General features: G+C 35.8%; 23 protein-coding genes and 2 pseudogenes. 7 read left to right on the top strand and 18 right to left on the bottom strand.

Annotated features, from left to right (window positions below):
• Positions 1-2: 2 nt before the first annotated feature.
• The 18 genes and pseudogenes from OPR50_RS04010 to OPR50_RS03925 form a co-directional block, all read right to left on the bottom strand.
• On the bottom strand, positions 3-1,034 hold the full coding sequence (locus OPR50_RS04010; protein ID WP_265024298.1) for a PDDEXK nuclease domain-containing protein: 1,032 nt from the start codon (positions 1,032-1,034) through the stop codon (positions 3-5).
• Positions 1,035-1,069: 35 nt separating this feature from the next.
• On the bottom strand, positions 1,070-1,324 hold the full coding sequence (locus OPR50_RS04005; RefSeq protein WP_019236415.1) for a PAAR domain-containing protein: 255 nt from the start codon (positions 1,322-1,324) through the stop codon (positions 1,070-1,072).
• Positions 1,325-1,789, bottom strand: a complete 465-nt coding sequence (locus tag OPR50_RS04000) for a phage baseplate assembly protein V (RefSeq protein WP_265024145.1) — start codon at positions 1,787-1,789, stop codon at positions 1,325-1,327. It abuts the gene before it with no gap.
• Positions 1,776-2,252, bottom strand: a complete 477-nt coding sequence (locus OPR50_RS03995; RefSeq protein ID WP_265024146.1) for a hypothetical protein — start codon at positions 2,250-2,252, stop codon at positions 1,776-1,778. Before OPR50_RS03995 ends, OPR50_RS04000 begins: the two co-directional genes overlap by 14 nt.
• The gene (locus OPR50_RS03990; RefSeq protein WP_265024297.1) at positions 2,249-2,764 is read right to left on the bottom strand and encodes a phage tail protein; all 516 of its coding nucleotides are present in this window, start codon (positions 2,762-2,764) and stop codon (positions 2,249-2,251) included. The genes OPR50_RS03995 and OPR50_RS03990 overlap by 4 nt, the downstream gene beginning before the upstream one ends.
• A complete protein-coding gene (locus OPR50_RS03985) occupies positions 2,765-3,070 on the bottom strand; it encodes a head-tail joining protein (RefSeq protein ID WP_265024296.1) in 306 nt (101 codons plus the stop codon). It abuts the gene before it with no gap.
• Positions 3,071-3,156: 86 nt separating this feature from the next.
• Entirely contained in the window at positions 3,157-4,161 is a 1,005-nt protein-coding gene (locus tag OPR50_RS03980) for a major capsid protein (RefSeq protein WP_265024295.1), read from the bottom strand.
• 25 nt (positions 4,162-4,186) lie between these two features.
• Positions 4,187-4,558 carry a head decoration protein gene (locus tag OPR50_RS03975; protein WP_265024305.1) on the bottom strand — a complete coding sequence of 124 codons (372 nt, stop codon included), beginning with the start codon at positions 4,556-4,558 and terminating at the stop codon, positions 4,187-4,189.
• A gap of 142 nt (positions 4,559-4,700) precedes the next feature.
• Positions 4,701-5,732, bottom strand: coding sequence for a S49 family peptidase (locus OPR50_RS03970; RefSeq protein ID WP_265024089.1), 1,032 nt, complete (start codon positions 5,730-5,732; stop codon positions 4,701-4,703).
• Positions 5,732-7,150, bottom strand: a complete 1,419-nt coding sequence (locus OPR50_RS03965) for a phage portal protein (RefSeq protein WP_265024090.1) — start codon at positions 7,148-7,150, stop codon at positions 5,732-5,734. Before OPR50_RS03965 ends, OPR50_RS03970 begins: the two co-directional genes overlap by 1 nt.
• A gap of 128 nt (positions 7,151-7,278) precedes the next feature.
• Positions 7,279-7,476, bottom strand: a complete 198-nt coding sequence (locus tag OPR50_RS03960; protein ID WP_237350101.1) for a type II toxin-antitoxin system RelE family toxin — start codon at positions 7,474-7,476, stop codon at positions 7,279-7,281.
• 93 nt (positions 7,477-7,569) lie between these two features.
• A complete protein-coding gene (locus OPR50_RS03955; RefSeq protein ID WP_143688829.1) occupies positions 7,570-7,857 on the bottom strand; it encodes a hypothetical protein in 288 nt (95 codons plus the stop codon).
• 39 nt (positions 7,858-7,896) lie between these two features.
• Positions 7,897-8,130, bottom strand: a complete 234-nt coding sequence (locus OPR50_RS03950; RefSeq protein WP_143688830.1) for a gpW family head-tail joining protein — start codon at positions 8,128-8,130, stop codon at positions 7,897-7,899.
• A 1-nt stretch (position 8,131) separates the two neighbouring features.
• A complete protein-coding gene (locus OPR50_RS03945; RefSeq protein WP_265024306.1) occupies positions 8,132-9,961 on the bottom strand; it encodes a phage terminase large subunit family protein in 1,830 nt (609 codons plus the stop codon).
• Positions 9,958-11,442: an ankyrin repeat domain-containing protein gene (locus OPR50_RS03940; protein ID WP_265023916.1), complete on the bottom strand. Its 1,485-nt coding sequence runs from the start codon at positions 11,440-11,442 to the stop codon at positions 9,958-9,960. The genes OPR50_RS03945 and OPR50_RS03940 overlap by 4 nt, the downstream gene beginning before the upstream one ends.
• A gap of 18 nt (positions 11,443-11,460) precedes the next feature.
• Entirely contained in the window at positions 11,461-11,940 is a 480-nt protein-coding gene (locus tag OPR50_RS03935; RefSeq protein ID WP_265023917.1) for a hypothetical protein, read from the bottom strand.
• 7 nt (positions 11,941-11,947) lie between these two features.
• A pseudogene (locus OPR50_RS03930) lies at positions 11,948-13,157 on the bottom strand (DNA modification methylase).
• 113 nt (positions 13,158-13,270) lie between these two features.
• Positions 13,271-13,720 (bottom strand): crossover junction endodeoxyribonuclease RuvC, encoded by a 450-nt coding sequence (locus tag OPR50_RS03925; RefSeq protein WP_265024319.1) that lies wholly within the window; start codon positions 13,718-13,720, stop codon positions 13,271-13,273.
• 574 nt (positions 13,721-14,294) lie between these two features.
• Between OPR50_RS03925 and OPR50_RS03920 the strand changes: the two genes are divergently transcribed.
• The 7 genes and pseudogenes from OPR50_RS03920 (at position 14,295) to OPR50_RS03885 (ending at position 21,113) form a co-directional block, all read left to right on the top strand.
• Positions 14,295-14,789, top strand: a complete 495-nt coding sequence (locus OPR50_RS03920; RefSeq protein ID WP_265023918.1) for a sigma-70 family RNA polymerase sigma factor — start codon at positions 14,295-14,297, stop codon at positions 14,787-14,789.
• Between the two features lie 93 nt (positions 14,790-14,882).
• Positions 14,883-15,704, top strand: coding sequence for an ATP-binding protein (locus OPR50_RS03915; RefSeq protein ID WP_265023919.1), 822 nt, complete (start codon positions 14,883-14,885; stop codon positions 15,702-15,704).
• Between the two features lie 11 nt (positions 15,705-15,715).
• A pseudogene (locus OPR50_RS08540) lies at positions 15,716-16,503 on the top strand (AAA family ATPase).
• Positions 16,504-16,541: 38 nt separating this feature from the next.
• Positions 16,542-17,042: a hypothetical protein gene (locus tag OPR50_RS03900; protein ID WP_265023922.1), complete on the top strand. Its 501-nt coding sequence runs from the start codon at positions 16,542-16,544 to the stop codon at positions 17,040-17,042.
• Positions 17,027-18,277: a helicase RepA family protein gene (locus OPR50_RS03895; protein WP_265023923.1), complete on the top strand. Its 1,251-nt coding sequence runs from the start codon at positions 17,027-17,029 to the stop codon at positions 18,275-18,277. The genes OPR50_RS03900 and OPR50_RS03895 overlap by 16 nt, the downstream gene beginning before the upstream one ends.
• Positions 18,278-18,294: 17 nt before the next feature.
• Entirely contained in the window at positions 18,295-20,343 is a 2,049-nt protein-coding gene (locus OPR50_RS03890) for an AAA family ATPase (RefSeq protein WP_265024294.1), read from the top strand.
• Between the two features lie 86 nt (positions 20,344-20,429).
• Positions 20,430-21,113, top strand: a complete 684-nt coding sequence (locus OPR50_RS03885; RefSeq protein WP_264953772.1) for a hypothetical protein — start codon at positions 20,430-20,432, stop codon at positions 21,111-21,113.
• The last annotated feature ends 1 nt before the right edge of the window (position 21,114 follow it).

The raw sequence follows: 21,114 nt of genomic DNA, 5'->3' as shown, positions 1-21,114 counted from the left end.
TTTCATGGCTCTGACTGAATACTTGCATGTTTTTCACGTGCTATAGAAATAGCCTTTCTCAACTTCTTTTCAAGAATTTCTTTAGAAGGAAGCTGTGTTAAATACTGTGCAACATGAATATTAGAGCCTTCGAGTTCAAGATATTCTATATCCTCTTGATCCTTATCAGCACATAAAATAATCCCTAACGGTTTTTCTTCACCTGCTTTTCGTTCATTTTTATCTAACCAATTTAAATACCATTCCATCTGTCCTTTATAAGCTGGTTCAAAGCGACCTATTTTTAGTTCTATTGCTATAAGGCGTTTTAATCCTCTGTGAAAAAATAGCAGGTCCAAATACCTGTCAGTTGTTTTAGTACTCATCCTTTTTTGACGTGTTACAAAACAAAAATCATTTCCAAACTCTTGTAAAAATTTTGTCAATTCATCCAAGATTGTATTTTCTAGATCAGTCTCACTATAACTTGATGGCAATTCCATGAAGCTAAGGAAGTATGGGTCATGAAAAATGAATTCTGGTGCTAACATATTTTCTTCACGTAAATTTTTTATACTCCTTCTTATAAACTCTTCAGGTTTTTTTGCTAGCGCTGTACGTTCATACAACATAGTATCGATTTTACTACGTAGTGCCCTAACACTCCACCTTTCAATACGACACATTTCTATATAATAATTACGCTTCAGCTCATCAGAAATTGCAATAATTTCTACAAAATGTGACCAACTCAATTGTTGTGACAGTGTCGCGACAATTTCTTGATCAGAAAAGAATTTAGAAAATTGCACCATACGAAATAATGACGCTCTATCAAAACCACGTCCATATTTAATCTGAAGTTCTTTTGCAAGTTGGGAGATGATTTGCTTCCCATAATCTGCACGTTTGTGCTTTAGAATATCTTGATCAATTCTAGAGCCAATTTCCCAGTTTAACAATACTAGAGTAGAATTGAATTGAACAGAAAGATGATTTTTTGCTCTATCTATTAAATTACTAATGTCTCCTAATAGGCTAGTAGTTATATCCATATTCATAACTTTATTTTTGATAAGTATAGCATATTTTATCCTGAAAAAATGTTACTGCTACCACTGATCACCTTGGAACCACAAGAAACCATATCACCAACTCTTCCCACTCCAAACCCATTTGCAAACACTGTTTTTGATCCTTCAGTTAATACTCTACCTTCTGTAAAATTATCTCCTTTTCGGCAAACTGGCTTACCATTTACAAAAACATTGTTACTGCCACTAACGCAAAAATGTAGTGTTGCTTCTGCACAATGATCTCCTACTCGCACAACCGATTTATTCATTTAATTAAGGTTTATTTTATCTGCCTTCAATTTTATTCCACTTTTTGTCATTTCTATTCTCGATCCCCCAGCTTTCAGTGTTATTTTGTCTACTACTTCAATCTCTAAATGATGCTTACCTTTATCATATGTAAACTTCGTCCCATCTTGAAATTTTATACTATTTATTTCTTTTTTATTCTCTGGTGCAGGGTATTTTTTCTGATATATTCCTCCTAATACCACTCCTAATGATAGTTCACCAAAAGGAGAAAATACCACAACTTGTTCATCGATACCTGGTGAAGACCAATTTCTATCTTTTCCTGCTTTACTTGTTATCCACGGTAAATAATCTGTTAAAAATTCTCCTATTTTCACTCTTACTTTTGCTTTTTCATAATCTACTTCTTTTACAACTCCTATACGAATGATATTCGCTACTTTTCTCTGTAACTCTGCAATGGCAAAATTATTTTCCAACATGCATTTCTCCTACTGCTATTTTATGTGGCTTAATTTTCCCCTCTTCCCATACTGATTTACCTAAATGAAGCTGATGACTCCAATCAACCATCCACACCAAATATGCATCTAATTCGGGTCTAAATCCATCAGGCTCTGCAGAGAGAAATTCAGCAGGAGAAATATTCTTTACGTTCCAAGTATTTTTATTTACTACTCTTGCTACTTCTGCTGCTAATGACCTTACAACTACCGAGGAATCCTCGACTGTTCCATCAACTACAATTCGTGCTTCAAATTTTGCTCTCAACGCTAATTCTTCTGTTCCTGGATCATGTCCTTTTTCAAAGCCACTAAGTTCCACAAATACTGCCGGTGCTATCAATTCTTTCCTTATTGTTGGATAAATTTCGCACGTCTGTATTGCTGGTATTTCTCTCTTCAGCGTGGTACAAATTTTATCATGTAAATCTTTCAAATTCATCCTTTATAGCTCAATTGACGTTCAAAAAACTTTGTAAAGACTTCTTCAACTTCATAATTAACAAGATTACCTATTATCCTTGAAGCCTCTGGTTTCAGTGACAATTTAACTTCCTTTATTGGTAATGCTGTTCTTCCTTCACGCTTAAAAATACCGCTATTTCCTTTTGGCATAACTGCTGCAAATCCTCCTATAAACTCATGCTTTCCTACTTTCGATCCTCTTCTTGTTTTTTGTATTTTACCAATTGTTGATGCTCTAATGTCATAGAGATTTGCTCTAATTAACACTTCTAATCTGCTAGTTTTTGCCTTAAAAATTCTTAATCTCTTTCTTATCAAACTTAATTTTATCTTCTTTTCCTCACTAATTTCCTTAGCTGCTTTTGCTTTTAACCATAGTGCTGTTTTGTTTAATGCCCTCTCCGTCGCTTTTTCCACTTTTTTCCTTTCAGCATCTATACTTTGCATAACCTTCTCAATGCTACCGCTAACCTCAACGTTGATACGCATTCACACCCCCGACGCTTGAATTTTCCATACCATTCCTGAATTGTCTTGCAGCGGTGGAGAATGTACTTTATATTTACGATCATCAATAACAAAAATATCTCCCACCATTGGCTTTAATACATCAAAAACGCTTACCTCAAGAAAAAGCATCTCCCCCACAAATTGTCCTTCACCAATTCCATATAATTTATCTGGCTGTTGCTTCAATATTTGTACCATGTATGCCTTATCCTTTGATTCATACAACGCTTGCTCCCCAAGATGTGCAAAACAATCTGCAAATAATCTTTCTATTTCTCCTTGCATATTTTACCTTTATGCACTAATCTCTACACGCACGCTAAGGAGGGGCATATTGGTAGAATGCCTCACCACTTTTGTAGTTAGTATTGTTATGTTGCAACGACTTTGATTAATGTCCCTGGACGATGGCACATTGGCAGAGGATTTGACTGCGTATGTAAATCGGTCCCTCTATCAAATCTTCTTGGCTCTTGTTTTGCATAGAGTGGCTGTCCGAGAGTATTCACCGTCTCATTAAAGTCTGCTGGTGCAAAATATGTTGTAAACGTGCTTGCTGTTCCTAGTGGAAAACAGTGCCCTGTATCTTTCTCAATAAATCTTCTAACCGTTCCTTCAGGGTCAGTTGCTTGCCCTCTATATTCCTCAAACGTTATGCCACAAAATGTAAACCCTGACCTCATATCATTTCGAAGTGCTGCTCCTTCTTGCCATCTTTCATATGCTTCTTTTACTTTTGCATGAGAAGTTAGTGCATCAAAAAACTCAGGGCTTACCAAGGCATGAATTCCAGTCATATATTCACCACTTAGGTTATCTTCTATATGCCGCAATACTTCCAGACACTTACGTTTTACATCAGTTGTTGCTGTTCCAAGGGCAAAATTTACTACTTTTGGTGTTATTTCAAATTCGTTGTACAGATTTAATAATTCTGACCCATCAGCATCTAAAATTATTCCCTTCAGCGCTCCCATTCGCAAATGCTCTAATGTTATTGCATGTTTGTTTCTCATTAGCTGTAAATGGTCAGTTATTACGTCTGCTAGCGCTTTAAGTTCACTTTCTGATCCAAATGCCCTTATTCCCTGTACTTCCTCTGGTAACACTACATCATCATGTGGAATATGTGGAATCGTAAATGTTCTTACCTTTCTTTTTCCTCTTTTTCCTACTGTTGCTGGTGCTCCTGGAACTTGTGTTGGCAATAGACTTAAAACTCCGTTGTGTTCTTCTATGGTAATATGTCTAAATCTTACTGACCTACTTGGAAACAAGTTTAAATTTTCAACTCGTCCATAATTTATCGGCAATATATTTATCGCATTTGTTAGTGCCGTCATACTAAATGCTGTATTTGTAAATGGATTTTGCATTCTTTTTCCCCCTTATTAATTTAAGTTACACTCCCTTGCGGACAATGATCCCTCGTGCTTCAAGTTGCTTTATTGCTTCAGCTTTCTGTTCTTCAGTGATATTTGCTGGCCACACAACTGCATGATCTGCTAGTATTGCACCACGAGTAATAATTACTGCTTTGGCATTTTCTGTCGCATTTACATCACTTATTATTGCACCTATTGCTGTTTGTGTGCCATCTGTTCCAGCAGGATTAAGTACTCTAATAAAACCATCTTCCGTCTTTTTGGCAACTACTGCACCAAGCTTAAGATTTTGACCTTTAGCTACTGTTATTTGGTCTCTTGAATATAGGTTGGACACTTCATATTTCAGAAGATCGCCTAAATTATTTCCTTCAGTTATACTTATCATGTCTTTTTCTCTCCTTTTTTTATTTTTTTTACCGCCGTGTTTATAACTGCTATACACTGCGGTTATTACCTTATAATTAGCCATTATGGCGCATTTTGGACACTTATTTACCGCAGAGCACTATATATGGCGGTTATAAAATTTAAATGCACCGACTTTTCGCTACCTGTGTCATCAAATCTTCCTGCGAATTCTGTGGTATTGCACTCAGTATCTCTGTCTTCTTCGTTCTCTCTGCAAGTAATTCCATTAAAACCTCCCTTGCTTGCTCAATACTTACGCCCTGCTCAATAAATTCTCCTATCTTTTCTGGCATCTTCGATAAATTACATAAACGTATTAATTCAAGAACTTCAGTACGATACTTGGTTAAATTATCAGTTTCTAGGTCATTTGTAGTTTGTTCATTCATAGTAATACTCCTGTTTTTATTAATAGATGAAAGAATTGTCATTCCGTCTGCAAGGCCTATTTCTACTGCTTTCTCGCCAAAATATAGACCTGCTTCTGTTGATCGAATCTTTTCAATTGAAAGACCTCTGTTTCTTGCTATTAGCTGCACAAACATTTCATATAGTCGGTCTACTTCTTTTTGTAAGCTTTCCAGACTTTCAGACGTCATTGGCTCATGTGGATTTAAATCATTCTTTCTCTTGCCTGCAAAAATAGTTGTGTATTTTATTCCTTGCTTTTCATCAAAACCGCTTTGGTCAATGTGACTTGCAATAACACCTATACTTCCAACACCAGAGGTTCTACTCACAAAAACCTTTTCAGCGCTTGAAGCTATAGCATATGCAGCAGAGTACGCATCATCATTTGCTATCGCTATTATCCTCTTTTTTCCTCTTACACCGTAGATAAAATCAGCTAGATCAAACACTCCATTTACTTCTCCACCTGGACTATCTATGTCAAGTAGAATCGTCTCTATGCTTTTATCTTCTAAAGCACTCTCTATCTCTTCATGAATATTTTCATACGAAGTCATATCTAAAATATGATCAAAAGCTTCTGTTTTTTTTGTCAAAACTCCATAAATACGTATTATTACTATTCCTTTTGGGTTTATATGAAAATGCTTTAAGTTCTTAAAGATAGGTTGTTTGCTATTATATAATGATAATAGTTCAAAGCTTCTTCTCTCTACCATTACTGGTTTATTTATCCACATCACCTTCCTTCCCTTTTATGATTAATGTCAGAATCGAAACAAAGTCCAAAAGAATCAGCTCGCTTTTGATCTTCGGCAATCTCTTGATCAATTTCTTCAACATCGTAACCCAATTCTGAAACAACTTCTGAGCGACTCTTGAAGCCATTTCTTACTGCCATCTGTTGTGCTTGTTGATCTTTCAGTGGATCCACCCAATCAAATCCCTGTGGTATCCATTTTACTTCTTCTTTCGCTGCTTTTGCCACTTTTTCATCTATACGGAGTTCTCCACAAAGTACTGCTAACTCTAGCCATCTACTCCATACTGGTCTACAAAATTGGAATACCATAATGTTATGTTGCAGCATAGCGCATCGACGACGAAACTCTATCAGTCCTGCTCTGATTGATGAATAATTAACACCGGTTAAATCTCCTGTTAGTTGTTCGTATGTTATCCCTGTGCCTATTGCTATTGCCCTGAGTTGCTGTCTCATAAATGCTTCATAGCTTCCTCCTACATCAGATGGCTCTGAAAACTTTATATCCTCACCTGGATCAAGTAGTTGCATAGTACCAGGTTCTAGGCCAGATAGTGCTACTCCTTGCTCATTTGACTCACTTTCACCTAAAATATTTGCTTCAGGATCGAGTCTCGTAATGAATCCCGCAAACATTGCAGCAGTCTTTTTTCGTACTAATTCTGCATCATCATACTGGTCAAGTTCGTAAAGTTTTAAAAGCACGTTAGAAAGCCAAGGTTCCCCTCTAATTTGTCCAGGTCTCAGTGGTTTATAGATATGTAAAACATCGTTTGCTGGCACTCTTACTGACTCTCCAAAGGTATTTTCACCAGGGTGTTCTTTAAATAAGTAATAAGCTTCTCTTTGCCCAAGCTTGTTAAACTCAATCCCGTTTCTTATTACATTACCATTTGCTAAAGTTTGATTGCTCTTATTGTCTAAATGTTCAGACTCAAGTACTTGCAGTTGTAATGGTACAGAAAATCTATCTTCCAGCTTTCTCGTTCTTAAACGTACAAAACATTCTCCACCCTCTATCATACTTCTGCATACTAGAGCTTGTAATCCATAAAAATCACTTATTCCACAGCTATCTGCTTCGTCTGTCCATTTTAGCCATAATTCTTGTACTTTCTTTCGAAATTCTCCATCTTTTGCTTTTGATTGTGGTTTTATTCCTGTTCCAATAGAGTTACTTACTATTGTATCAATTATATTTGCAGCGTAAGGATTTTTTCTCACCATATCACGTGATCTACTACGTAAAGTTTCAAGGCTTTGAGACAGCAAATTGTTTATACTTCCTAACTCTGGTTGAAAGTGAAAAAATCTTCTTCCTGAGCCTGCTGCATCCCACGCTGAGCTTTTGATTTTTGGCTTACTAAATAGTTGTTTGAACGATTTTAATAGCATTTTGCCTCTTTGATTATGCAGCAGTTTGTTGCGCAATTTGACATTAAAAAATTACAGCAAGCTGCTGGAGAGTCTGGCTGTTAACACTTTATAAATTATGCATGAGGCTCTTGCACAAATACCAACGCTTATTCTGGGCTGCGTTCATAAATGTCCTTCCGATGTCCCATTGCAGTAATAGTTACTGTGTGTTTTGAGTAATTTATCCTATAAATTACACGATAATCACTTACTCGTATCCTAAAATACCCTTTGAATTCATGCGATAATGCTTTACCTATTGCTTTAGGGTTGGTTGCAAGACGACTATCTACAGCTCTTCTCACTCTAGATCTTATCGTTGGTGGTAATGCAAGAAAGTCTTCCTCAAGAACTTTTTTTGAATAGATAATATCGTATCTCAGCTTGTATCTCCACCTTTAGACTGTTTTTGCAGATAATATTCTATTCCAATCTACATCCTCACTTCTAATTTCTTCATCACCTCTAGCATCACGCTCAAGAGAAAGCTTAGCCAACTTTATATCTACTTCATCTATTTCATCATCTTCTTCAGATAATTTACTTGCTTCAATTTCTTCTTCCACTAGGTCCTTTACAACCTCTTCTATAGTTCTATTTTGAACTTTTGCCATTTCTATAAGGTAGTGAGCAAATTCCCCCTCAAAATTTACATTAACATTAAGCCTTTCTTGACTTTGATCCATATTTTAACTAGAAAATACCAATTTTAAACTATAACATTTTTACACAATTTTGTCAATTCCCTTACTTGTCGCAATCACAATTCTTCTCTTCGGTCTCACACCTGCAACTTTCAGTTCAGCCTTAATACGTTGCCGTAGATTCAGCAGGTCATTTATCTGAACTTCAGCATATCTCACCACATGGTCACCATATGCAATTGATACTACTCGCTCTCCGCTTTGCAGTTTTTTTATCGCTTCTTCGACTTGACTTAAATATTCCTGATTGTACATTTTACTTCTCATTCAACCATTTACTTTGTCTCACTTTTTTAGGCTTTTTACTTTCCATTTTTCCACTCAAACTATTCCACTTACTCTCTGGCCATCTGTCTATTCCCAGTGCTATCGATGCTGCTCTTGCATAAATCCTACAGTCTAATACTTCATTTCTTTCTCTTACCTTTTGCCACTCTTGTTTGGTGTATCCTTTTACTACCTTGCTGACTAATTGCTCTGCCGTTAGCTGCTTAAAATATTCAGGTGCATACTCCGGAAAATGACAATATCCATGTAGAGCTTTTCCCTCTTCTTCTTTCAAAATATTAAGTAATTGAAAAAGCTCTGACTTTAATATCGATACTCCCACTGGCCAGAGCTTTATTCCTCTCTTTAGCTTTTGACCACCAACTGTTATATCTACTCTACTTGGGCTGCTCAGTGGCACTAGGGCTTTATTTACACCTTTGACTGCCATTACTCTTCCAGATCCTTGATGACCTCTTACCCAGTTGTATACTTCTTGCGTTGCATATCCAGCATCTACCGCCATCATGCTTATCATATATTCAAGCCCATTTTCACCGATAAAATGATGACTCAGAAGCTCCGAAAGCTTTCCCCATACTTCTCTACTTCCAGTATCTCCTTCAAATACTCGGTAGTCTATTGACCAACTTTCACGGCTTTTTCCCCATGCTACAACTTCTACTTCTAAACGATCTTTTTGGACATCAACACCTGCTGTGAGAACTACTTCGCCTTTTGGTACTGTGCCAATCTGAAAAAATTCTCTCCTGTTAAATAATTGCTTCCAATCAGGTACTTCTCCTTTATCTACCCAAGTTTCTCCAAGCGTAGTATTTATCCAAACTTTCAGTAATTGTTCACTTTCCTTTGCATGCAGAAAATCCTCTACTGCTTGTTGCCAACTATACCACCCAACTGGGCTATAAAGACTTGAAAGATGAAATCCTTTTTTCTCCCCTTCTTTTGCCCCTGTAGCTCTCCATTCTCCACGGTCTAGCATCTCTGTCTTTTGATGATTTTCTATCTTTTCACCACATTCTATACACATATAGTGTGCTGTATTTGGATTTTTATCTTCCCATTTTATTTGTGACCACTTTAAAATTTGGTAATAATTACAATGCGGACATGGTACAAAAAAATATCTCTTGTCTGTAGCTTCAAATTCCTTCTCAATTCTGCTTATTCCATGAATCGTTGGCGTTGATACTAAAAAAATCTTTCGCCGTGCAAATGTATTAGTACGGGCTATGCTGAGTAAAACTGGATCTCCTTCACCTCCCGAATCTCCTGGATAGGCATCTATTTCATCAAGAAAGAGGTATTTTACTGGCATAGATCTTAGTCCTACACTGCTATTTGCTCCGGTTATTACTACTATTCCACCTGGAAATTCCTTACTTTGTACAGTATTCCCTGAATCTCTTGATCTTGGGTCTTTTACTTTACTTTTTAAACATGGTGTACTTTCAATCAGTGGCGCAAATCTTCCTTTTGACCAACGTTTTCCCATTTCAACTGTTGGCTGTACTACTAGCATTGGACCTGGTGTTTGATCTATGATATAGCCAATCCAATTATTTCCTGCTTCTGTTCCTCCAATCTGCGCTCCTTTCATGAATACTATTTTTTCAGCCGGTGAAGAAGGAGAAAGTGAATCCATTATTTCTTTTAAATAAGGAGTTCTTTCTGTTCTCCATTTCCCTGGCTCTGATGCTGCAGTTGGTGCTAGAACTCGATACTCATTTGCCCACTCTGATACTTTAAGCTCTGGATCTGGTCTTAAACCTTCAGAAAAAGCTCTAGCGTATATCATTGTCTGCATCTACTCATAATTGACTCTATCTCAACATCATTAACAGTAGAACTACACTCTTCCAGTTCCATAAACATCTTTTTCTGAAATTCCTTTTCTATGTATCTTTTGCTCATCTCACTTATCATTATTGCTATAATAAGCGCAAGTATTCCTGTTGTTGTTGCAAAAATGATTGTACTGCTTATTGTTGTTGCTGTTAAACCTATATATGCTGCCATTGCTACTGCGCTAACTGTAATACAGATGCAGATAATATTATTATGTTTTTTCATCCTTTTATCTGCTATTTCTCTCTGTGCTATATATTTATTATGAAGGGTTGGAAAATTAACAACGGTATCTCTGCAGAGTAACGCTCCATTTTTTTCAGTAAATAAAACTTTAAGTAACTCTAAATTATTTGACTTGATTGCTAAGTGCAAAACAGGTGTATAGTTTGCTCCTTTTTTCAGTAGTAATTTTACTACATGTAAATGTCCTTTTTCTGCAGCAAGGTAAATAGGTGATAAACCTTTATTATTTACAATATCAATATCAATTTCTTCCTTTAAGATTGCATCTACAATCTCAATTTCTCCTCTTTGTGCAGCTAAATGGAGTAGACTATTCTTTTCAGAACCATACTTATTGCTCATCAAAGTCTTCTTTATCTCAGGTTTAGCGTAATCAAATGGTGTTTTACCGCTATCGTCTTTTACCAGAGGGTCTATATCTTCTCGCGTTAGTAAAACTTCTATTGTTTTTAGTCTTTCAGCATAATGTAGTGGTGTTTTATTTTCGTAGTCTTGCAAATTTACTTGAGCATTAGGCTCCTTTATTAAGGATTTGAGGATATCAAGACATAAGTCTCTTTCATCGTAATTAGTATTACTTACAGCTATATGAACAGGTGATAATTTCATCGAGTTTTGTCCTACACGTGCGCTATTTACATCTGCTCCTAGCTTTAGCAGTAACTTTACTATCTCCAACTTTTTGTTATTAACTGCATAGTGCATCGGTGTCTGATTTCGTGCATCAAAAACCTCGATTTCAGCTTTTCCTTCTCTTATCAAAATCTTTACAACTTCTGCATGTCCTATTCCTGCTGCTAGATGTAATGGCGTATGATGCAAAGCATTTCGTACATTAACGTCAATACCTTTTCCTATCAAATATCTAACTGCATTAACTTCACCTATCATTGCAGCTAAATGAAGTAAGCTATCTTGTTCTGACCCGTACTTGTTATTAATTAGCGCTTGTAATATTTCTGCTTTTTTCCCTTCTTTGGCGTAATCAAGAGATGTTTTACCATCATTATCTTCTACAAAAGGATTAATGTTCTTTTTCGTGAGTAACAGATCTACCATACTTAATTCATCAAACTCTATAGCGCAATGTAGTGGGGTTTTTCCGTTTGATCCTCTAATGTTTATATCTACCCCTGGTTGATTAATGAGGCACTTTATTAACTCCAAACTTAGGTTATCAGCCATTTTATATTCAAAATCTTTTTACATTTGAAATTTAGTGTTAGATAATTCTTCAAGTGAGTTTGTAATTTCCTCAGTCAATGTTCCATGAATCTTTTCAGTGTCACTCAGTGATGCAAGCAGCGCTGAAACTCTATTTGGAATATTAAGCAAATTATTACGGACAACTCTTGCTACATTAAATGCTTCGCGCTTTACTTCCTCTACTGCTACAAGTTCACCAATCTCAGCTTTTGCCTTTGCCTCAAGCAGTTTACCTCGTTCCATTTCATTTTTTATTCTAGTTTTTAGCAACATCGTGGAAAGATTACTTGTATTTTCTGGATTTTTCCTCCTCAGTGGCTGACTTGGATCTCTTATTGCCGCTACTGCTTCATTTGCTTGTTCTCGGTCGATCAAACCATCCTCCAACTTAACTATTCCTTTTTTTACTAAATAACAGACATATTGCTTTGAAAATCCTTGTTCTTTTGCCCATTCTGTTTGCGTTATCTTTTCCACTTTTTTCTTACTGTTTTTCTTCTTGAATTTGTGAAAAGGTTTTACCAGTACCGGCTAAAATTGCCTCCCTACCTGTGTATACTTGCCAACGTTTTATCGTTACATCTACAAATTTTGAATCTAGCTCTATTGTTCTGCAAATTCTTCCTGTTCTCTCACATGCAATCAGTGTGCTGCCAGAACCGCTAAATGGATCAAGTACTATGTCTCCTGATCTGCTGCTGTTTACTATTGCTCTCTCCATTAGCTCTACTGGCTTCATCGTTGGATGTAATGAGTTATGTGTTGGCTTATCATAAAACCACAGATCACTTTGATTTCTACCTCCATGCCACTCACGTTTATTGCCGCTTTTCCATCCATAGAGCATTGCTTCGTATTGTCTTTGATAATCAGACCTGCCTAGCGTAAAATGATTCTTTGCCCAAATGATAAATGTTGACCATTTTCCTCCTGCCTCCTCAAATACTTTTTGCAACGTTGAAAACTCTGATGATGATATGCAGATGTAAATTGCACCTTTCGTATATGCTAAAATGTGGGAACAGATATCGTAGAGAAAAAGTTCGTACTTTTCACCTTGATTATCGTTTAATATTTTTTTATCTTGGCTACCACCATAATCAACGTTATATGGAGGATCACAAACAGTAATGTCTGCCATTTTATCATCTAACAGCGCTTTATATGATTCAACTACAGAGCTATCACCACAATAGATTCGATGATCACCTAAAATCCAAAGATCACCTGGTTTTGTTATTTCTACCCTTTTTTCATCACCAACCAAGTCAGAAAAATCTTCTTTTTCACTATCTAAATCATCAAGGAAATGTTGAACTTTTTCTAATTCAAATCCTGTCATTTTAAGGTCAAACTGCAAATCTTCTAATTCTTGAATTTCCACCTTCAAAAGATCATCGTCCCACTTCGCCCAGTTAGCTGATTGATTTGCCAGTAACCGAAAATTTAGTTTGTGGTTCATTTAAATTATCACTTAAGACCACTGGAATACTCTCCATACCAAGTTTTCTTGCTGCTTTAAGTCTTAAATGACCATCAACCACAGTTCCATCGCTTTTTGCAACTATTGGTATACGAAAGCCAAATTCCCTGATTGAAGCACACATTCTATTTACTACATCATCATTTTTACGAGGATTACGCTTATATTCGACGAGGTTTTCAACAGGATAGTAGTGGATTGCTAAATTCATATAATTTAAATCCTTAATAATTAAAAAGTTAATATTCAAAATATCTCTGACGCTAAAGAAGGCCTGGGGTTGAACCCACCAAATCCGCCATTCTGGCTGAAAGGACCCACTTTTTATGGATTTTTCGTCTTATTAATATCTTTACTAATATAGAACATTAATGCCAAAGCATCGGCCTCATTATCATCTCTAGGTGAAAAACTTTTTTCACGTATCGCTTCAATAACTTCACTCTTACTTGCATTGCCTTTGCCTGCTATAAAGCGTTTTATAGTTTTAACATTAACACCTTGGTAGGGAATATTGTTCTCTTCACACCAAGCAGACAGCACTGCAAGAAACCCACCGTAGCAATGGGCTGCATCAGTTCCTAAATGTCTTCTCACCTCCTCAAAGTACACTGCAGAAATGTCTTTCAAAGAATTGAGCCAATTGCAAAAGTTTAAGAAACACATTCCACCTCCACTGAAACGGCTACCATGAAAGCTTTTGCTTCCACTTTCAATTACTCCATCTGTAAGAATTGCCCAGCCGGTTTGCTTGCCGAGATCTAGCGTTAAGATTGACGTACAAAAACTCCTTTGTGTAATTAAAGTTCAATGCCCTGTATAATATATATGTACGATGACTCGCAAATTCGTCCGCAATTTTGAAAAAAAATTAAAAAAAATTTCATATCCTGCCATTTGAGTTTTTACTTATCTTAATAACTATTTTACATAACTTATATTACGCCAATATTTATATTATTATATATTATATTTTACCTGTATTTAAATATATATATAATATATATAAGACTTCAGTAATCCGTAAATCCTCTTCACTGGCCGATTTTAGCCACTTAACTTTAGAAACGGCTTTTAGGAATAGAACATAAAAAAGACAATATTATCAATAACTTAACGATTACTGCTTTCTGAAATACTAATTAGTAATTCAGAAATTAGGTACGAAATTGGTAGTTTTTTACCTATGAAAAAGTAGCTTCAGTAGTGTATCAAAACGTTTAAATCTTATTTTAATTTTTAAAGATTTTATTCTTTTAGATAAAAAAATTATTACTACTTTTTTATAATAAATTAGTCATATAAGGTCTTGGTAAAAATCTCTATTCATGAAACTTTTGGAGTTTTTATGAAGAATTCTTATCAAGGAATCGATTCTACAATTGTTAAACATGTAAGATTTCAAGCTTCACGTCTTAAATCTAAAAGCTGTTTTATTAACGAAAGTCTCGAAGATATAGAGCAGGAGCTTTTTTGTCAGGTTTGGCAATATCTTAACCAGCACGATGAGAAAAGAAGTAGTTTTAGTACTTTCGTTGCTAGATTAGCTAATTATTGTGCTCGCAATATGTTACGCAATCAGTTGTGTCTAAAACGTAATATAATTTTTGATGATATAAACGACAATATTCCAGATCATAGGAACTCGGAAATCGAAGCGATAATTCGCACTGATATAAATAATATAATTTCAACTTTATCTGAAAAAGATAGTAATTTATGTCAATTACTTAAGGTATTTACTATTACTGAAGTTTCTGTAATAACCAAAATACCAAAGACAACTATCTATCGCACACTAGAACGAATACGCGATAAATTCTCAGTTTTAGAGAAGTTATAAGCTCTTGATTATATTTGCTCAAATTTTTTTTTTGCAAATTGCGGACGAATTGCCTAGGTCATCGTACATATATATTTAGGTACTGGGAGAAAAATGAAAATAATGAACAGCAATGAACGGCTAAAAGTTCAAACAGGTATAAAAATGGTCATCTTTGGTCCTTATGGTATAGGTAAAACTAGTCTCTTAAAGACCATAAATGAACCAACACTTTGTCTTGATTTTGAGGCAGGTTTACTTGCTGTTCAAGATTGGCAAGGGGATTCTGTAAGTATTCGTACTTGGAATGAGGCAAGAGATATTGCATGTCTCATAGGTGGTCCTAATCCTGCGTTAAAATCTGACTCAGCATATAGCCAAAGACACTATGAGCATGTATCCAGTAAATACAGAGAGCTTGCTTCGGAGTTTCTCAAGTATCGCTGTATTTTTATCGATAGTATTACAGTAGCCTCGCGTTTATGTCTATTATGGGCAAAAATGCAACCTGAAGCCTTTTCTGAAAGATCAGGAAAACAAGATATGAGAGCTGCTTACGGGTTACTTGCTCAAGAAATGATGGCTTGGCTCAATCAGTTTCAACATATTCCAAATAAAGACATCATTACAGTTGGAACTCTTGGGCAATACCTTGATGATTTCAATCGCTCGACTTGGCTACCTCAGTGTGAAGGTGCTAAAACCGCAAGTGAAATTCCTGGGATAGTTGACGAAGTAATCAGTATGGTTGGAATCAAGAAAGATGATGGTACAGAAATTCGTTCATTTGTCTGTCAGACGATTAATTCTTGGGGATATCCTGCTAAAGATCGAAGTGGTTGCCTTAATATGGTTGAAGAACCGCATCTAGGAAAACTTCTTACAAAAATTAAAACTAAAGCTTTTGCAATTCAACCTGTCACGCCCAACATATAGGAGGTTATTATATGCTACAAAACTTTTTAACTATTGGTCAAAAAATTCCTTTTTTCAGTGTGAAAGAATACTTGGACGATCGATCGCCAATACCAGAGGATATAATCTCACCAAGAATTTTAACAAAAAGAGGCTTATTGATACTGGGTGGCCCACCTAAAATCGGCAAAAGCGACTTTTTGATTTCATGGCTCGTCCATATGGCTGCAGGTGTTTCTTTTCTTGGTATGGATTCAAATAGACCTTTGAAAATTTTCTACATGCAAACTGAAATTGAATATGAATATATGAAAGAACGGTTGCAACAACTTGATAATGAACTTTTGAATGTAGCTGCTAACAACTTAATCATTACGCCAAAAGTGCACTATCATTTAATCATGATGAAATAAGTGAAATTAAGGAAATTGTGAATGAACGCTTTAAACCTGATGTTTTGGCCATAGATCCATTGCGTAACATCTTTAGCAGCGAGTATGGCAATGAAAATGATAATAGTGCTATGCTGTTCTTTCTGCAAAAGACTCTTGAGAAGTTACGCAGTGCTGTCAATCCAGATGCTTGTATTGTACTTACTCATCATACAAAAAAATTATCAAAAAAGATGCTCGAAGAAGATCCATTTCAAGGCCTAAGTGGTGCTGGATCTTTACGTGGATTTTACAGTACTGGTATGGTGATGTTTGCTCATGATGAAGAAAGCAGTGTACGCCAGATAGTATTTGAGCTTCGTAATGGTGAACGCGTGCCAAACAAACTTGTCGATAAGATAAATGGTCATTGGCAGCTAATGGAATAGCTAATTTTTCACTTTAAAATCAACTTATAGGAGAGCGTATGCTACAAGATTTTTTAACTGATTTTAATAACGCAAAACTGCAAAGCAGTTTAATACCGAAAGGTACAATAGTCAAGGTAAAAATGGCAATAAAGCCTGGAGGTTATGAAAATTGGTTCACTAAAAACTACACTACTGGCAGTATCTATTTAAATGCAGAATTTACCGTCACTGAAGGCCCATATGCAAAACGCAAGATTTTTCAGATTATAGGTATCAAAAATGGCAAAGCAGAAGGTGAAGAAGACATCTGGGGAGAATCTGGACGTTCTATGCTGCGTAGTATTTTGGAATCATCCAGAAATATTCATGCAAATGACACTTCAGAGAAAGCAGTTACTGCTAGAAGAATCAACTCTATAGCTGATTTCAACGATTTAGAGTTTACAGCAAAAGTAGGCGTTGAAACTAATAATACGTACGGAGATAGGAATAGGATTACTACAGTTATTACTCCAGAATTACAAAAAAGTTTTCAAGATGATTGGTTGCCATTTTGAAGTACGACGAAGGAAAGTTGTGGGCTGCTGTTATTACTAGAGCTATTCAGGATGCAGCAGGAAAAAACCCTAAACTTAAAAAAGAGGCTTGTCAATGGATTCGCTCACGATCTTTTGAAACTGTTTGTGAGCTGGCTAATCTTGACTGTAAACGTCTAAAAAATATGTTGAACAAATTTGGAATAAACAAGGAGAATTTTATGGATTTTTCATCTAAAAATGCTTTGAAAATAAAATCATTATTAATTAATAACATCAAAGATTGTTTATCTTATTTGTTGCCTGATGGCAAATCTTACCAAGATAAATTCTATATTGGCAGTAGAAATGGAAGTAAGATAATAGTTGAAATGGAAGGAGAAAATGCAGGAAATTGGTACAACCTGATCGAAGAAAAGAAAGGAAATATAATATACCTTTGGACTTTAGTTAAAGGTAATATAGATTCTGCTGAGACATGGTTGAACGGTAAAGATGAAAGAAGTTCCGTACTGCAAGAAAAACAAAACTCGGAAAAAGCATTTTCTGTAAACCATTACTTAAACGACAAATCACCAATGCCACAAGATATAATAGGCCCAAGAATTTTGACACCAGGTGGTCTTTTGGTCATAGGTGGTACTCCAAAGATTGGCAAAAGTCATTTTCTTCTTTCTCTATTGGTACATCTGGCAGCAGGAAGATCATTTCTTGGCATGAAACCTACAAGACCGCTAAAAATATTCTATCTACAAAATGAAATGGAATATGACTATATTAGAGAACGTATACAACAACTCAACAAACTTCCTCATTTAGCAACAGAAAACTTAATTGTGACGAACAAGATGAATTTGACCTTAAATGAAGAAGGTATAGAAAAAATAAAAAATATGGTAGAGGAAAAGTTTGATTTAGTTGTGATTGATTCTCCTTATAATTACGTTAACTATGGTCTGCAGCATGCAATAGAAAAACTACGTTCCAAGATTAATCCTATGGCTGGAATAATCATCACAAATCACACCAAAAAAGTATCTACCTCTATATTGGAAAAGAATCCATTTCAAGCTCTCGTTGGTGCTAACGCTTTAAGAAGTTTTTATACATCTGGAATAGTAATATTTCAACCCAATAAACGTACAAATATCTTGCAAGTAGTATATGAACTTAGAAACGGTAGATCTATACCAACAAAATTCATCAACAAGATTAATGGATGTTGGAAAACTGCTAATGTTATAGCTAGAGCATAAAAATTCTTCAGGTAGGTATGGATATTTATTGTTCACAAAGAAATGGACATTATAAATTATTAGGGAAGAAAGAACAATTAAGAACTCAACTCCTATCAAATATAAGGTCATGTCTTTCTTATTTACTGCCAAGAGGAACTTTTCGTGGTGATAAGTTCTATGTAGGTGATCTACAAGGCAATAAAGGACAAAGTATGATAGTGGAGTTAACTGGCAGTAAAGCCGGATTATGGCATGATTTTTCTACCGAAGAAGGAGGAGATATTTTTGATCTTTGGGCTGCTGTTACTGGAAAAAATCAATTTACTGATACGATAGAAGATATTGCTAAGTGGATTGGTTATTCGGAAAAAAATAACACTCTGGGGCAACCAACGGCATCATGGAACTATTACGATGAAAGTGATCAAGTGATTGTTACAGTTTATCGTTATAACACTGATTCAGGAAAAAGATATCTTCCTTTTGATGTAAAAAGGTCTAGTTTTACTCTACCAGAGACCAGGCCTTTATATAATATTCCAGGTATCGTGAAATCTGATAAGGTGATTTTAGTTGAAGGTGAAAAGTTTGCAGATGCTCTGATAGAGCAAGGTATGACTGCCACAACTGCAATGTTAGGAGCAAATGCACCAATAGAAAAAACAGACTGGTCACCACTTAAGGGCAAGCATGTTATTATTTGGCCAGACAATGATGAACCAGGTAAACAATATGCTGAGAAAGTTGTGAAAAAGCTTACTTTTCTTGGTGTTTTATCACTTACTCTTCTTGAAATACCGGAGAATAAACCAAAGGGATGGGATGCAGCAGATAGCGTACAAACAAATATAGATATTTCTGAATTCATTGAAAGTAACTCGAGAAAAGTAATTGTTAAGCAATTGCTTAATATTCAAGAATGGAGCGTAGAACGTTTTATAGGTCCAGTACCAGAGCAAAAGTTTCTTGTTGAAGGGTTATTTCCTTTAGGAGTGACATCTATTCTAGCTGCAATGGGAGATACTGGTAAAGGTATGCTTCTGCTTGATTTAGCACTGAAAGTTGCGAGTAGAAAAGATCAGCCATGTGGTTTTGGTCCTTTAGTTACTGAACATGGATCTGTTGTAATTTTCTCAGCAGAAGATGATATGAGTGAAATACATCGTCGTTTAGAGCGTCTTGATTCGCAATGCGAAAGATTAAAATATAAAGATAGGCTCTTTATTGTACCATTACCCAATGTTAGTGGATCACTTACGATAATAAAGAGTATTTCGAGTAAAATTATAGAGATTTCTCCTGAATTTGAATCTATAACAAAACAACTTCATAAGATAAAAGACTTAAAATTAATCGTATTTGATCCACTTGCTTCATTTGTGCACGCTGACTTAAATACTGACCCAGCCGTAGGCGATTATTTGATGTCTTTATTATCTGATTTAGCAGGTAGCACTGGAGCATCAATAATTACTGCCCACCATATGAGAAAGCCAAAAAGTGAAAAACCTATATCGACTGTTGAGCAAGCACGAGATGCCATTAGAGGTACATCTGCTCTTGTTAATGGTGTTAGGTGTTCATACGCTTTTTGGTCTGTGGAAGATGCAGCTAAACCGACAATTTTTAAATCAATAGGAGAATCTGTAAGACAGAACGCATTATTTTATGGAGCAATTGTTAAAGCAAACGGTTTGGCTGATCGCACTTTACGCACTTATTTAAGAAATGAAGAAACAGGATTGTTAGAAGACATAACTGAAAGATTAAAAATAAAAAATATGAACGAAAAAGATTCAAAGCAGCATCTTATAACTGCAATTACACGAGCAGCAATTTCTGGACATCCATTTACCCATACAGGAAGTACAGGAGTGTATAAACAGCGGCATAGACTACCTGAGGAGTTTCACAGTATAGGGAGAGATAGAATGGAGCGTATAGTTCAAGAGCTGTTACAAGCACGGAAGCTGGTTAAGGAAATGGCTACTGGTTCAAAAGAAGATAAATGGCTTGACATTCCTAGCGGACCATTTGCTCGTGGTGTTGGAAAATTTAGCTGTGGAGCTGAGCTATTCTCCTAAAAATTTTTTCTGATATAAAAAAAATATTTTGATTTTTGCGGACGAATTTTGAAGTCATCGTACATATATATAATATAGGGAGAAAAATGTCAATACTCACACAATCAGGAAGAGCAGCAATAGCAGCCAGCATAAAAGAGCAACCTCTACATCTTGCCTGGAGCAGTGGTGATGCAAATTGGGAAAGTAGCCATCAGGTCGAAAAAGTTTTTGTTGAGGGTGAAATAGCCCTAGATCACCATCCCATTAAAGACGTAAAAGTTTTTATCGGACAAACAACTTATCAGCCAAGTGTTGACTATACAGTTGATAGTAGTACTGGTCTAATAAAACGTACGGAAAATAGCTCTATTCCAGTAAGTGATAAAGTTACTGTACAGCATACTGAAAGCACACCACCTGAACCTATAAATTCTATAAAGCTCTTGAATGAACTTGGCAGACGTACTGCAGATGAAGTGCTATTCTGCACAGGTGATGAAAATGGCGAACTTATAACTCCTTCTGGAAGGTTTAGGCCCTTAAATGTACCAACTAATAACTTGTACCTTAAATTTACTTTCGATTTCACGGACGCAGCAAATCAAGTTATACGGGAATTAGGGGTTATGGTTGGTACTAAAATAAAAGAAGGATTACCTGAAGGACAGAGATATTTCGAGCCAAAAGACGTGGAAAATCCTGGAATTTTATTAGTTTTAGAACATACCGTACCACTTATCAGAACATCTGCAACTCGGGAAACTTTTTCATTTGTTGTAACTTTTTGAA

It is taken from the genome of Wolbachia endosymbiont (group A) of Epagoge grotiana (assembly GCF_947251775.1).
Taxonomy (GTDB): domain Bacteria; phylum Pseudomonadota; class Alphaproteobacteria; order Rickettsiales; family Anaplasmataceae; genus Wolbachia; species Wolbachia pipientis.
The sequence above is the reverse complement of the archived record's forward strand: the minus strand, read 5'-3'. Positions and strand labels throughout refer to the sequence as shown.